Source organism: Loktanella sp. M215, from assembly GCF_021735925.1.
Lineage (GTDB): Bacteria > Pseudomonadota > Alphaproteobacteria > Rhodobacterales > Rhodobacteraceae > Loktanella.
Genome location: NZ_WMEA01000004.1, coordinates 258,432 through 273,462, shown reverse-complemented (window position 1 = coordinate 273,462; position 15,031 = coordinate 258,432). Strand labels below are relative to the sequence as shown.

At 56.0% G+C, this 15,031-nt stretch carries 10 protein-coding genes and 3 pseudogenes; 9 read left to right on the top strand and 4 right to left on the bottom strand.

From position 1 onward, the window contains the following. Positions 1–67 precede the first annotated feature (67 nt). Positions 68–1,272, bottom strand: a pseudogene (istA, locus tag GLR48_RS21395) (IS21 family transposase); the annotation flags it as partial. Positions 1,273–1,437: 165 nt separating this feature from the next. Beyond that, positions 1,438–2,090: pseudogene (locus GLR48_RS21390) on the bottom strand (transposase); the annotation flags it as partial. 354 nt (positions 2,091–2,444) lie between these two features. On the opposite strand from GLR48_RS21390, the gene GLR48_RS21385 reads away from it, so the two are divergent. From GLR48_RS21385 to GLR48_RS21375, 3 genes are all read left to right on the top strand, one after another. Continuing rightward, positions 2,445–3,176, top strand: coding sequence for a Crp/Fnr family transcriptional regulator (locus GLR48_RS21385; RefSeq protein ID WP_237065333.1), 732 nt, complete (start codon positions 2,445–2,447; stop codon positions 3,174–3,176). A 297-nt stretch (positions 3,177–3,473) separates the two neighbouring features. Next, on the top strand, positions 3,474–6,551 hold the full coding sequence (locus GLR48_RS21380) for a CheR family methyltransferase (protein ID WP_237065331.1): 3,078 nt from the start codon (positions 3,474–3,476) through the stop codon (positions 6,549–6,551). Between the two features lie 16 nt (positions 6,552–6,567). Continuing rightward, entirely contained in the window at positions 6,568–6,933 is a 366-nt protein-coding gene (locus tag GLR48_RS21375) for a response regulator (protein WP_237065329.1), read from the top strand. Between the two features lie 515 nt (positions 6,934–7,448). Here the strand turns inward: GLR48_RS21375 and GLR48_RS21365 are convergent. After that, positions 7,449–8,963 carry a PQQ-dependent sugar dehydrogenase gene (locus GLR48_RS21365; RefSeq protein WP_237065327.1) on the bottom strand — a complete coding sequence of 505 codons (1,515 nt, stop codon included), beginning with the start codon at positions 8,961–8,963 and terminating at the stop codon, positions 7,449–7,451. Further along, on the bottom strand, positions 8,923–9,321 hold the full coding sequence (locus GLR48_RS21360; protein WP_237065818.1) for a DUF2231 domain-containing protein: 399 nt from the start codon (positions 9,319–9,321) through the stop codon (positions 8,923–8,925). Before GLR48_RS21360 ends, GLR48_RS21365 begins: the two co-directional genes overlap by 41 nt. 451 nt (positions 9,322–9,772) lie before the next feature. Here GLR48_RS21360 and GLR48_RS21355 point away from each other — a divergent pair, with 451 nt between their 5' ends. From GLR48_RS21355 to GLR48_RS21330, 6 genes and pseudogenes are all read left to right on the top strand, one after another. Continuing rightward, positions 9,773–10,384 carry an SRPBCC family protein gene (locus GLR48_RS21355; RefSeq protein ID WP_237065325.1) on the top strand — a complete coding sequence of 204 codons (612 nt, stop codon included), beginning with the start codon at positions 9,773–9,775 and terminating at the stop codon, positions 10,382–10,384. Positions 10,385–10,461: 77 nt separating this feature from the next. After that, positions 10,462–11,645, top strand: a pseudogene (locus GLR48_RS21350) (zinc-dependent alcohol dehydrogenase). Further along, entirely contained in the window at positions 11,642–12,424 is a 783-nt protein-coding gene (locus GLR48_RS21345; RefSeq protein WP_237065322.1) for an SDR family NAD(P)-dependent oxidoreductase, read from the top strand. Before GLR48_RS21350 ends, GLR48_RS21345 begins: the two are co-directional and overlap by 4 nt. A 1-nt stretch (position 12,425) precedes the next feature. Next, positions 12,426–13,211, top strand: a complete 786-nt coding sequence (locus GLR48_RS21340; RefSeq protein WP_237065319.1) for an SDR family NAD(P)-dependent oxidoreductase — start codon at positions 12,426–12,428, stop codon at positions 13,209–13,211. Between the two features lie 176 nt (positions 13,212–13,387). After that, positions 13,388–14,602, top strand: a complete 1,215-nt coding sequence (locus tag GLR48_RS21335) for a cytochrome P450 (RefSeq protein ID WP_237065317.1) — start codon at positions 13,388–13,390, stop codon at positions 14,600–14,602. 64 nt (positions 14,603–14,666) lie between these two features. Next, on the top strand, positions 14,667–14,930 hold the full coding sequence (locus GLR48_RS21330; protein WP_237065314.1) for a hypothetical protein: 264 nt from the start codon (positions 14,667–14,669) through the stop codon (positions 14,928–14,930). Positions 14,931–15,031 lie beyond the last annotated feature (101 nt).

The following is a 15,031-nucleotide window of genomic DNA, read 5'->3' as shown; positions in this document are numbered from 1 at the left end:
GCCTACGACACCTCCTCGGGCCTTGCATAGGAAGTGGTCCACAAGCCGAATGGCGTCGATCCGCAAGAATGGGTTGCCGACACGCTGGTGACGGCAACAGCTGAACAGCCCGCCGTGCCGGTGGAATGGGCTTGCGATGGCTGGGATCGATCCGACGCTGGCTCTTGCCTTCCAGCACCGGGTGGATTGCGATCAATGCGCCGTCCTCGAAGATGCGGACCTCGACCGGATGGTTCTGGACCTCGAAGATCCGGCGCCCTGTGGTGTCCACTGCCCGGCAGGCTCTTTTCCGTCGGAAAAGATGCCGAGAGGGGGAACGCTGTATTGATTGCCGCCTACCGCGACCATGCCCTCTTGGCTGATCTGCCGCTCCACGGTCAGTACCGCTTCATATGGGTACGCGGGTATTGCCAGAAGATGCGGCGTCTCTTCGGTAAAATGCTCATCCACGATCCGCTTGTGGTCGCAAGCTCCCGAGGGTTGGCGATGGTCGCGCGCCACTCCTCGAACTGGGCATTCAGATCTTTTATGTCGCGGAAGCTGCGCCCCAGGAAGAAGTCCTGCCGGATATAGCGGAACGGTCGATCCACCTTGCCTTTCGTTTTTGGCCCGATACGGCTGACAAGCCCGCGGTGCCGATCCATAGTGCGCCAGCAACGCCACCAGAGATGCATTATAGGTCACAACGCCCGCGGCATCCTCCCCGATGACGGCTGTCTTCATCCGATCATACAGGATCTCCGTGCAGACCCCGCCCATCATGCCGAACGCCGCGATGTGGCAGCGCATCACCGTTTCCAGTGTCTGGTTCGGGCAAAACCGTCCCCAAAGCCAGCGGCTGTGCCCCAGCACCATGCTGAACAGCCAGACCTTGCGCACCACGCCGGGTTCGCAGGTGAACTCCACCTGGAACTCGGCAAAATCAACCTGCGCCTGCTTGCCGGCAGGCGTCTCGAAGCGTCGCTCAAACTGCCGCGGCACAGGAGGCCGGATCAGTCGGAGATATTCACTCAGCGTGGAATAGGCGCCTTCATACCCCATCGTCTTGATCTCGCGATGAAGTCTGCGCACCGAGAGACCCGGGAACGCCTCAAGCCGTTCAGCCAGATAAGACTGGAACCGATCAGCCAGTCGATCGCCCGGTTCCCGGGGCCCATAGACCGGGGCCTCAAGGCCCCGCTCCAGATATTTCCTCACAGTCTTGCGGTCGAGCCCGGTCTGTCGTGCGATCGCACTGACGCCAAGACCCTGCCGCTTCAATTCCAAGATCATCACGATCTCCCTCAATCCAACCACCTGCGAGCCTTTCCATTGGCCTCAACAGGGGAATTATGCGCGACCGATGATCAGGGGGGCATGCCCCCCTGATCATCGGCATCAGCGCCAAACTGGGGAAATTTCATCCAGCCGTTTTGGGGAGATTACGTCCAGCACTTACAGCCGATCCGCCATGAAGTCCATCGACCATGTCACATTCGGGCTTTCTGGCACGGCCAGAGCATCCGGCACGTCCCGCTTCAGGCGCTTGCGCGGCTTGATCCGGAGGTTCAACTCCAGGACGCAGTAGATCCGGTAGACGCGCTTGTGGTTCCAGGGATAGCCCTTCACGTTGCGCAGGTGTAAAAAGCACAGCCCGAAGCCCCACGTCTTGCGAGCTTCGGTCAAGCCGACCAACAGATCAGCGATCACCTCGTTCTCGTCGCTGAGTAGCGGGCTGTAGCGATAGCACGTCTCGCTGACACTGAACGCCCGGCAGGCGAGAGAGATGCTGACCCCTCGGTGTTCCACTGCCTTGGCGGCCATCTCACGCCTCTGAGATGGCCCAGTCACTTTTTTCCAAGAGCTTCCTTCAGCAAATCAGCCTGCATGCTCAGATCCGCGAACATGCGCTTCAGCCGGCGGTTCTCGTCCTCCAGGCTCTTCATCTGGCTGATCATGGACGCATCCATGCCGCCATACTTCGCGCGCCACTTGTAAAAGGACGCCGAACTCATGCCATGCTCACGGCACAGCTCAGCCACAGGCACACCGCCTTCAGCTTGGCGCAAGATCGCAAGGATCTGGGGTTCGCTAAATCTCGTCATCTTCATCAGATTCTCCTCAGTCATCTTGCTGAGAAAATTCTACATCCGCATCCCCTTAGTTTTGGGGAGGATTACCGTTCCTCCGAATTAGTTTTTATAAACTTAAAAGGCACGCAGTGAAAGGTAAGGTGCGAAACCGCACTCAATGCTGCCTTCAAAGGACAGCTGTGCTACCAGAAAGCTGCACAAGGTTTTAGCGGCCTTTGTTGTCATGAGAGATTGAGAGGAGTGCCGCTTAATGAGACCTATAGATGGCGACCGGAATAGTAAGCGCTCCCTTGTGCCCTTGCACAATGCAAGGGGAACCCGCCCGCCCGCCGCTTCGTTGAGGTGACATCCTGACAATCAGAGAGAGACAAGATGCTTCTCCCTTCATCCGTCAATACGACTATGACACAACAGTCGGTTCTGAGTGAGCTGCTCGACCGACTGAAGAGCGAGCCCTGCAGCTACCTGTCTGGCTGCGATCTGCAGCATGAAGGAGATCGGCCACAAAACCTTTATTATATTCAGTCGGGCTGGGTCTATGCTTATGTCATGCTCGCAGATGGCCAGAGACAAATCCTCTATCTTTATCAGCCGGGCGACATTGCAGGTTTGTCTGACGTTGGCATGGATCGTATAAGCTGCTCTTTAGTCAGCTTAAGTGACTGCGTGGTCCATGCGATTCCCATGAAACATGTGGTGTCGTCGCAAGTTTTGACGCCAGGCGTTTCAGTGCATTTACTGCAAAAGTCGGCTGAAGTTCAATCCTGCCTCATGCGCACGCTCGTCGCTATAGGTCGCATGACTGCACGTCAGAGAGTCGTATGGTTGATCTTGATGTTCCAGGACAAGCTACATCAACGTCACATGGTAGCAAACATCGTCGATGTTCCGTTCAATCAATCTGAACTGGGTGATCTGATCGGGTTAACTAATGTTTCGGTCAGCAAAGTGCTTTGCGACCTCTCAAACGAAGGCTTCATTGAACGAAAGGGATCTCAGATACGGTTGAGGCGGCGATCTGATCTTGAAGAAATGATCCACTACCACGCGATAAGACGTTTAGCGCCCTTTCGCGGAAAACTGGAGAGTACCTCTACTTACTAGTTTATTGGCGTATTCTTAGTTTTCGTTACACCAAAAAAAGTGGCCACGCTCGAAAGCGTGGCCATCGTGAAATAATTTTTTGACAAATGCAAAGGGGTTATGTCTGTGCCGCTTAAATGAAGCGTCCCTCCATATGAGTGTCATAACGCAGATAAATGACCACAGTCTGCCATTTCATTAAAGCAGATTAAATCACCTACAAATCTTTTAACTTGCTTCTACATCGCCTTGTTTTTTAGCGCTGAGTGAGCTGGGAAGCACTAGCGACTAACCGGTTATCGGCGTACGCTCGGTTTTATGACCAGTGATTTGCCCTTTGTCGTCGGGATTGGTGCCTCTGCCGGAGGGATCGATGCTTTGTCTCAACTCTTCGAACGCATCCCGTCAGACAGCGGGATGGCTTTCGTCGTCGTGACCCACCTTAGCCCCGATCGCGAAAGCCTTCTCCATACCATTCTGGCGCGCAAGACATCGCTTGCCGTAAAAGTGGCCCGGGATGGCGAGAAGGTGGAACAGGACGTGGTCTATGTCATGCCCGAACAGTCCTTTTTGCTGATAAAAGATGGCAAGCTGGTATTGCGGGAAACGGCCGTTGGCAGCCGGGAACACAAGCCTATCGACATCTTTTTCGGGTCTCTGGCAGAAGACCAGCAAGAGAACGCCGGCGCGATCGTCCTGTCAGGGGGAGACGGCGACGGAACGCTGGGTGTCAAGGTCATCAAGGAGCGTGGTGGGTTCACATTTGCCCAGACCTCGGACGGTCATCCCCCACTCAATGCGGAAATGCCGCAAAGCGCCATTGCAACCGGCTTCGTAGACTTTGCGATGCCCGCCAGCGAGATGGCCGAGAAGCTCATCGAAATCCGAAACGGACACCGTGTATTGGACGCCCTGGTGATGCCAAAGAAGGATGACGGCGAGGCTGATCCAACGGACGTTCAGGCCACAATTTCGAAGATCCTATTCCAGCAGTCCGGTCACGATTTTTCAGGCTACAAGAGCAAGACCTTCTTTCGCCGCGTCGCCCGCCGCATGCAGGTCAGACAGGTCAACACGCTGGAAGCTTACTGCACCCTGCTCGAAAAAAGCGGCGACGAGATCAGGGCCCTGTTTCAGGATCTGCTCATCAGCGTGACAAATTTCTTCCGCGACACCGATGCCTTCAAGGCGCTCGAAGAATTGGTGATCCCGCAGATCTGCCAGAACAAGGATGCAAAGAACCCCGTCCGGGTCTGGGTTCCAGCCTGCACAACTGGCGAGGAGGTCTATTCCCTTGCCATTCTCATCAGTGAGCATCTTGAAAGACAAGCGATTGCCGCTCCGGTGCAGATTTTTGCGACCGATATTGACGAACCCGCTCTGAGTGTCGCCCGTCAGGGACGCTATCCGGAACAGCTTCTTCATCAGGTCAGTCCCGAACGCTTGGCCAAATTTTTCATCCGCGATGGGGTCAGCTATGTGGTTAGCAAGAAAGTGCGGGAAATGTGCATCTTTTCATCGCACAACGTCATTAGCGATCCGCCGTTTTCACGCATGGACATGGTGTCGTGCCGCAACCTTTTGATCTACTTCGGGCCCGACCTGCAACGCGATGTCATACCGACGTTCCACTATGCCCTGAAGCCGGATGGATACCTCTTTCTGGGGACGTCGGAAAGCATCAGCCAGTTCGGTGACATCTTTCGGACTATCGACAAGAAAAGCCGGATCTTCCAGTCGATCGAAAATGCGACCCGGCGCTGGAACCCGACAGGCGCCCTGACGCGCATTTCTGACAAAAAATCCGGCGGCGGCAATGAACAAGCTCTGTCGGATATTCAGTTGCGCCACAATGTCGAACGTCACATCCTGGAGCACCATACGCCGGCCCATGCGGTCGTGCGCGAAGACGGTGACATCGTTTTCGTGTCAGGCGGGACGGGTGAGTTTCTGGAGTTCCCTCGCGGGGCACCTTCGCTGCAGCTGCTGGATATGGTCCCGCGCGACATCAGGCTGGAACTTCGATCGACTCTGCGGCACGTCGTCGAAAAGCGGCTGCCCGTAATCCGATACAATTTGCCGGTAACGACTGCTTCGGGTGATCTGCAACATCTGAACCTCAGTGTCGAACCCTTGCGCGGTTCCCGTGAACGCGACCGCATGTTCATCGTGTTCTTTCAGCCCTCGCACATGCCGATGGCCGACCTCGCTACCCACGCAAGTCATCGGGGTCACAGCGGCGAGACCGCAGAGCAGGAACTGCGGGAATTGCGAGAGCGCCTGCAATCCACGATCGAAGAGTACGAGACTGCTCTGGAAGAGCTCAAGTCTTCGAACGAGGAACTAGTCTCAGTCAACGAAGAAGCCCAGTCTACCAACGAAGAGCTGGAAGCCTCGAAAGAGGAAATGCAGTCGCTGAACGAAGAACTGAATACCATCAATATCGAACTGAACCTCAAAGTCTCGGAGCTTGACCGTGCCAACGCCGACTTGCGGAACCTGTTCGATGCCACGCAGATTGCGACGGTGTTTCTGGATGCGGACCTGGTGATCCGTAATTTTACCCCGGCTGCGGCAGGGATCTTCCACCTCCGGCCGGCAGACACAGGGCGACCCCTGTCGGAGCTGTCGAGCTTCAGCGCATATCCTGAAATTAGGGATCATATTGGCGAAGTCTTCAAGTCCGGCGCCATTTATGAGCATCGTCTGCAGACGGACGAGAATCAGACCCACTATCTTGTGCGGATCACACCCTACCTCAGTGGCAACCAAGACGTTGACGGTGCCGTCGTCACTTTTATCGACGTCACTTCCCTGACAGAGGCCGAAGAGCATCAAAGGGTTCTTATCGCGGAGCTCAACCATCGCGTCAAGAACATGCTGGCTGTTGTCATTGCAACGGTAAAGACGTCCTTGCGCGGCAAGAACGTCCCCGCCTCAGCACTCGATACCGTGATCGAGCGATTGCATGGCATGGCGCGGGCCTACAGCCTGCTATCAGAGCGGTCGTGGACGACCGTCAACCTACGCGACATTCTCGAAAACGAAACAGCCGGCTTCGATCCTGCACGGGTCAACCTGAGCGGACCCAATGTGAGCCTGCAGCCCTCTGTTGCGCTGGCGATGAGCATGGTCCTTCATGAGCTGACGACCAACGCCGTGAAATACGGAGCCTTCTCAAACGAGCGCGGCACGTTGGACGTCAGATGGTCTCGAGAGGATGGTAATTTAGAGCTTTTTTGGCTTGAGCATGGAGGACCGCCAGTGACTGAGCCCGAAAAAAACGGTTTTGGATTTGTCCTTATCGCCGGTGAAGTCGAGAGACAGCTGAACGGCGCCTTGAATGCCGAATTTCATGCCGAAGGCCTGAAGTTGGCGATGGTATTTCCCTTGTGAGCAGTGAGATCGCGCCATGACAACACGCCACGTTTCCCATAACATTCTGATAGTCGAGGATGAATGGCTCATAGCCCTCGATATGGAAATGGTAATCAAGGATTTGGGTCATACAGTGATCGGTCCGGCGGCGAATGTCGCCGCCGCACTGCTCTTGATTGAAAGGAGTGAAATCGACATTGCATTTCTGGATATATCACTCGGCTCCGAACAGTCCTATCCATTAGCGGATACCCTCCATGACCGGAAAATTCCTGTCACCTTCCTCAGCGCCTACACCACAATGGATCTACCAAGCCGGTTTCGTGACTTTGATCTGCTTCAGAAGCCTGTTGCAGCCAAAGACTTATCACGCCAGATTTCAAAAATGCTGAACACTTAGAAAATGCTGAACACTTAACTGAGTAGAGCTTTACATAATCTTGGGACGCAGATCGCCAGAGAAGACTGCGTCAGGTGGTGTCTAAAGACTGATTTTCGAATGCACCGCGACAAGAGTTAAGATTGCATACTGACGCTATATTCGGAAGCTATCGGCCTCATTTTTGATGTCAGGCAGCGGTAGAACTGTAGACGGTGTAAAGGGTCGGTGAGGGCCGCCAGGACAAGCGATGGGTTCGTCGTACAGTCCACCGGCGCGTAACGTTTTACTTCCCTAATGTCGCCGGTGTCTGCAACTACGGTTGTCATGTTCCGCGGTTGATCAAGGATACTTGCCACGTCGGTTGTCCTTTCGGGTTTTATCCTGCGCCTGACGCGCTGCAGCGGATACGAAACATGTTGTTGCCGCTATGGTCCGTAGGTCATCCAAATTAGCTGGCCGTCTTCGTCATAAATAGCTGAGCAGTTCTGGGAATAGCGGCGCAGCATTACAAAATATGCCGTGCCACCGGAATCTCAGTTGCTTGTTCCAGTTGAGTCCTCTGTACTTTGGCGTGTTGTGACATCGACATTCGGATTTTCCGTCGAAGCAGGTGCAGCTTCAGTGGCTTCAGATTTTACGTTGTCTGTGCCGATCGCTTGGTCTGTCACACGACCGTCCGATACGGCGACCCGCCAGACGGTATTGCCGACATCATCGACCACCAGCAGAGCACCAGTCCCGTCGATACCAACACCGACGGGACGGCCGTGCGTTGTGTCTCCGTCGAGGAATCCTGTAACAACATCGACCGCCTTCCCCGCGGGTTCACCGTTCTCGAAAGGCACATAAACGACTTTATAACCGTGAAAGCTGTCGCGGTTCCAACTGCCGTGCTCACCGACAAATGCACCATGTGCATAGGGCTCCGGCATTGCCGCGTTCATGCTGAATGTCATGCCGAGCGGGGCGACATGGCTGGACAAGGCGTAATCCGGCGGAATTGCCGTGGCCACCATATCAGGCCTTTGGGGATGCACGCGTTCGTCCACATGGTCGCCGTAATAACTCCATGGCCAACCATAGAAGGCGCCGTCTGTCACTGATGTCATGTAGTCGGGCACCAGATTTGGACCAAGCTCGTCGCGCTCGTTCACAACTGCCCACAGTGCGCCGGTTTCGGGCTCGAAGGTTAAACCGTTCGGGTTCCGCAGACCCGTGGCGAACGGCCTGCTCGCCCCGGTCTTGCGGTCCACTTCCCAGATGGCGGCGCGGCCGCGTTCCGCCTCTAATCCATTCTCCACGATGTTCGAATTTGAACCGATACCAACGTAGAGTTTTGTGCCATCTGGACTGAGGGCCAGATCCTTCGTCCAGTGGTGGTCGATCGGACCGCCAGGCAACGATGTCAGTTTTGTCGGGGGGGCGGTAATTTCAGTCTGGCCGAGCTTATAAGGATAGGACAGGATTTCATCGGTGGCTGCCACGTAAAGCGTGTCATCGGTCCAAGCTACGCCGAAAGGCGCGTTGAGCCCAGTCAGCAGATCGATGCGGTTATCGACCGTGCCGTCACGATTGGTGTCCTGCAACAGGGTGATCAGATTGCTGTCTTTTTTGGGGTCATCCCCTCCGGACCCATGGGCCAACGCCATGATCCAGCCGCGAATAAAGTCCTTTGGCCTGGATTGGGGTTCACCCGGGGGCTTCTGCCCCTGTACGACGAGGACATCGCCATTGGGCAATGTGTGGACTGTTCGTGGATTGGCAAGATCGGTCGCGAAGGCTGTAACTGCCAGCCCGTCAGGGACCGTTGGCGACTGGCCATCCTCCCACCCAATCACCTCGGCGATCTTGGTGCTTGGGATCAAAGAGCGCTGCGGCGCGGGCAAGACCGGGGCAGGTCCGATCTGACTGGAGACATCAAATTCGCTGGACTGCCCGGACGCGGATGAAGCAAGTGTTGCGGCAAGGCAGGTTGCGAGCAACCCTGCCCGTCTGACGTACGTATGGTTAGTCATTTTGCGCAACTCCAACGCCATATTGATGAACAAGAGAAGCACCCAGCCAGCCTGTGAATACCATGATGGCGACGGTGAGCGCAGACAATGCCAGTCCCCAAGGGACGACCGCTGTCCAGCCGTCACCGGCGTGGACCAGACTGTTCAGAAGGGCAAGAAGTAATACACAGATGTTGCCCACGGCATGAACCCACGCGGTCGAAATCGCGCGAATCCTGGGGTTTGCAACCAGATCAACGAGACCTGCCAATGCCGCAAGTCCGCCAAACACGAGGCCTGCGAACAGCAGCCAGGCGCTGAAGTTTTGCCACATCAGGTCACTCGTTTGCCAATAGGCAAGATCAGTGAACAGCGTCAGCGTGAAACAGGTCAGCGGGAACACAACCAACATCCCATGAATGGGGTGTCCCGCGATGGCGGCGGTTGATCTGGGGTGAGTGAGAGCCATTTCAAAGCATCCAATCCAGAATGAAAACTCAAAAACAAACCCGTTGAATAAACATAAGTTCCTGCCCAATCTTGTTCCATACCCATCTTAATTCACAAAGCCGGTAATATATTTCTTGTGGATTTTAAACTGTAATGAAGACGAAACTAAATGTCACATATAATGTCAAACTACCGAGCTGGCAGATGACGCGTGCGCGCATTTAACTTGATTCTTAAACTATATTTACGATCTTGAGCCGATCATTCCACAATAATTCTTTGTTAACATGGTGGAACGATCTGAACGATGAGGCATTACTTAATCACGGTGTTGCCCGGCCGACATTCTCATCGTTACAATTGCATTCGGGCGTCGCAGACTTGGTTAGCAAAACTGTGCTCGGAGGTACGTCATGATCGATCGTGACATTAGGAATTGGCGAGATGCGGATCTGGATCCTACGGACGACCGATCTGATACAGGCGCAATGTGGTGGACCCTCGGCGTCGCTATGGTCGTCGGGACTGCAGGAATGCTCGCCATCGCGCGCTCCCGCCGTGATGAACTGGCACGCTTTCCGGACGACGCGCCCGGTCGGACCGCCCGACAATCGTACTTTGGAAATTTTGCCGTTACCGGAAAAACCGTGACGATCGGCAAGCCTCGTCATGAGGTCTACGATTTCTATCGCAATTTCGGCAACCTCGCCAGATTCATGGAAAACATCACATCCGTACGGACCGTCGGCGACCTGTGCCACTGGGAGATCGATGCGCCGGGCCAGAGCGTGGAAATTGTCACCCGGATCGTCTCCGATCGAGCCGGCGAAGAAATCGCGTGGTCATCGACGGAAGGCTCTCAGATCGAAACCCGTGGCAAGGTGTTGTTTCGCGATGCGCCTGGCGAACGGGGCACTGAAGTCGAGGCTATAATTGTCTATGATCCCCCCGGCCGGAACACTGGGTCGCATGGTTGCCAAGCTCTTTCAGCGCGAGCCAAGTGTTCAGGGTCGCAGAGACCTTAAGCGGCTCAAGATGATCATGGAAACCGGAGAGATCGCGACAAACCGAAATCGCAAAACCGAACAGGAAGGTCAGTGAAATGCGCGCTTTGACTTGGCAGGGAAAGCACGACGTCCGGGTGGAAACGTTGCCCGATCCTGAAATCGTCAACCCACGTGATGCGATCATCGAAGTGACCTCGACTGCGATCTGTGGGTCTGATCTGCACCTCTACGATGCCGTCATACCTGGGCTGAAATCCGGCGATATTCTGGGTCATGAATTCATGGGCCGTGTGGTCGACGTGGGGCCGGGTAGTACGTTGCAAAAAGGGCCAGCGGGTTGTCGTGCCCTTCACGATTTCCTGTGGGGGGGTGCTTTCACTGCAAGCAACTGCAATTCTCTGCCTGCGCCAATTCCAATCCTGTCGACAACCAGGATCTGACTGAACCGCTTTACGGTCATGCGTTGAGCGGGCTTTTTGGATATTCGCATCTGACCGGAGGTTATCCCGGTGGTCAGGCGGAATACGTTCGTGTGCCCTACTCCGACGTCGGACCCATCGTGATCCCCGACGGGATGGAGGACGATGACGTGTTGTTCCTGTCCGATATTCTACCAACCGGCTGGATGGCCGCGGAAAACGCCCAGATTGAACAGGGTGACACGGTCGCCGTTTGGGGGTGTGGGCCCGTCGGACTGTTCGCAATCCAAAGTGCCCTGCTGATGGGCGCGCACAAGGTGATCGCCATCGATCATTATCCCAATCGCCTGAAACTGGCCCGTGACCTTGGTGCCGATGTCATCGACTACAAACAGACCCATGTTCTCGAGGCCCTGATGGAAATGTCAGGTGGCATGGGGCCCGATGCTGTGATCGACGCCGTCGGTATGGAAAGTCACGGCATGACGCCCGATGCGGTCATGGATGATATCAAGCAGACCGTCGGGATTGGGGCCGATGGTGGTCACGCGCTGAGAGAAGCGATTTTGGCCGTCCGCAAAGGGGGACGTGTCTCGATCCCGGGTGTCTATGGCGGATTCCTCGACAAGTTTCCGTTAGGCGCCATGATGGAAAAGGGTCTGCAGATCCGGACCGGTCAGACCCACGTGCAACGTTACCTCAAGGAGCTTTTGCAACGCATCGGTGAAGGGCAGATCGACAGCCGCTTTATGATCTCGCACCGTCTCCCGCTGGAAGACGCCGCACGGGGGTACGAAAATTTCCGCTATAACCAGAATGATTGGACTAAGGTCGTTCTGAAGCCGAGCACAGCGTCATGAGTACCGCACAATTGGCCGTCGTGACCGGCGCCTCGACCGGCATTGGTCTTGAGCTGGCAAAGCGGTTTGCATTGTACGGGCACGACCTGATTGTCTGCGCCAATGAATCCCGGATCGTAGAGGTGGCAGAACAATTACGCACGCAGGTCAATGTTGAGGTGGTCGAAGCCGACCTGGGGACAAGAGCGGGTATCGATGCGTTGTGGTCCGCGATCGGGGACCGGGACGTCGATTACCTGTGCGCCAATGCCGGTATCGGGCTGGGTCATGCCTTCCTTGAACAGGACTGGGACGACGTCAAACCCGTGATCGATCTGAACGTCGCCGGCACCACGGCGCTCTTGCACCGGACGATCCGGAAAATGCGCCAACGTGGCGAGGGACGTATTCTCATTACCGGCTCCATCGCAGGGTTAATGCCCGGTAGCTTTCAGGCGGTATACAACGCGACGAAGGCCTATCTCGACAACCTGAGCTGGGCCTTGCGGAACGAAGTGCAGGACACCGGTATTACCGTGACCTGCCTGATGCCCGGACCAACGGATACGGAATTTTTCAGCCGTGCCGGGATGGAGGACACGCCCGTCGGCCAAAGCGACGGCAAGGCCGATCCCGCGGCCGTGGCGAAGGCTGGTTATGACGCGATGATGCGCGGCAGCAGCGGCGTCACGCCCGGCATGATGAACAAGATCCAGGCCGCGATGGCCAATATCCTGCCAGACAGCGTCATGGCGCAGCTTCACCGCCGGATGGCCGAGCCAAACAGCGGAGGGAAATAACATGTCGACGAAGGGTTTTGCCGTTGTCACCGGTGCATCCAGCGGTATCGGGTATCAACTGGCCCGCATCGCGGTCGAAGACGGCTACGACCTGCTGATCTGCGCGGATGAGCCTCAGATTGAGGAGGCTGCCGAGAAGTTGCGCCGCCTTGGCGGGATCATCGAGGCTGTGCAGACCGACCTTGCAACAGCTGACGGCATGACCGCGCTGTGGGACAGGATCGGCGAGCGCGAACCCGACCTGTTTTTTGCCAACGCTGGCCGCGCCCTTGGCCGGGCGTTTCACGAACAGGACTGGGACGATGTCGAAGCATTGATTGACCTCAACATCTTTCAGACAACCAATACGCTGCACCGTGTCGGACAGCGTATGGCCAGGCGGGGTCAGGGTCGCATTCTGGTCACAGGCTCTATCGGTGGCTATGTGCCGGGACCCTACGACGCCGTCTATGACGCGACCAAGGCCTATATCAACAGCCTGTGCGCTGCGCTCGGCGATGAATGGGAGGGCAACGGCGTCACGTTGACATGCCTGATGCCGGGACCTGTAGAAACGAAGATCTTTGACCGTAACGATCTCGGCGATACGCCCATCGGTCGCAGCGACAACAAGGATGATCCCACGCAGGTCGCGCGTGCGGGCTATGATGCCATGATGCGTGGTGATCGCGCCAAGGTCCCCGGTGTCGCGTGGACGGTATCAAAAATGCTTTCTGGCATCGTGCCTGGCAGCATAAAGGCCATGCTGCACAGGAGCCAGGTGGAGCCTGATGGCAAAAGCAAGTAAACGTGACGACACTTTATGAAAACATCAGGCGATATAGATTTTGTACGTGCCTTCAATCAGATAGCGGACGCAGTTAATGCAGCACTTCATGATTGTTGACGGTGCACTGCCACCCCACCAACACGGCTGATGGAACTCAGCTGGTTTGCCTGATCTCAAGATGGATATCTCAACCGATGGCACCGTTTGACAGCACTCTGCACCTGCGACGCGACCCCTACCGCTTTGTCGGCAAAACATGCGCCAAAATCGGCAGTGACGCGTTCAAATCGCGCTTGATGCTGGAACCGACAGTATTCCTGAGCGGCGTGGAGGCGGCGCGCTTTTTCTACGATACGACCGTATTCAAACGCCACGGCGCGGCACCCGGCTTTCTCAAGAAGACGTTGTTTGGCGAAGGTGGCGTTCAGGGGCTGGACGACGCGGCACATCGGCATCGCAAAGCGTTGTTCCTTGACCTTGTTGGTCCGGGCCGCACCGACGATCTGACCCGACAGACAGTTGCCGCCATAAATGCACTTCTGCGAAAGCCAGGGCGGATCGTTCTGCAGGATGCGTTCGAACGTATTTTGACACGCAGTGTTTGTGACTGGGCGGGCACGCCGCTGACCGACGGGGAAATCCCAGCGCACAGCCGGATGCTGTCGCATCTCTTCGAACATGCGGGTGCTGTCGATCATCGCCAGCTCTTGGCACGATGGGCGCGCAAACGCGCGGACCGCTGGGCTGCCGGAAGAATTGCAGATGCCCGGTCTGGCCGAGCAGCAACAAGGACCGGATCGGTCGTTCACCGGATCGCCACGTGGCGTGATCTGGAGGGCAATTTACTCGACGAGCATGTCGCAGCAGTCGAGCTCCTCAATGTGCTGCGTCCCTTCGTAGCCATTTCTGCTTTTCTGACTTTTGTCGCTGTAACGCTTGCGACCCGCCCGCTGGAGGTATCGGCCCTGCGTCTCGATCCCGCACGCACGATGTGGTTTATCCAGGAAGTGCGGCGAACGGCTCCCTTCTTTCCGCTTCTCGCGGCGCGAGCGCGTGCTGCTACGCAATGGCGAAAGCATCACATTGCAGCGAATGGGCTCGTCGCATTGGAGATATGGGGCACGAACCGGGATCACACGGCGTGGAATGATCCCGACGTCTTTCGGCCGGAACGCTTCAAGGATTGGTCCGGTGACCCCTTTACGATGGTCCCGCAAGGTGGCGGTGATCACGCAAACAATCACCGGTGCCCTGGCGAATGGGTCACGCAGGATCTGATGGTTGCGGCTACGCGCATTCTTATTGAACGTATTGATTGGCGGGCATTACCGGATCAGAACCTTGACCTAAACATGTTTAAGCTACCCGCTCTTCCGAAAGACAGATTCATTGTTGAGGTACCAAATTAATGCTCTTTGCCATTTGTTTTGCTGTCACAGCATCAACCTGACCCAGAATGTAAGGGATCCAAAAATGACAACAACGCTCGACGGGCTGGAAGGTCGACTGATCGCGCAGCGCCAGATTCTGGCCCGCCTGATACAGGCACACGGCGACACGCTGACAGGGTGGTTGCGTGATAAGAGTGTCGTCGAAATACCTGACGAAGACCCCGGTATGGGTGATGCCTCCCCTGCCTTCGCAATTGAGGCCAATCTGGCAGAGGAGATGCGTCAAATCTTAGATATCGTGGAACGACTGAACCGCGAAAATGCATCTGGCGCAGATCGGTGCTAAATCGCGTTTGCGGTGCCATAGCTCTGTTTTACGGCAGGTGCGCGTATGTGCGCCGATCGCTAGTGCGCTGATGTCACATTAGACCGAACCACCTCTTATGG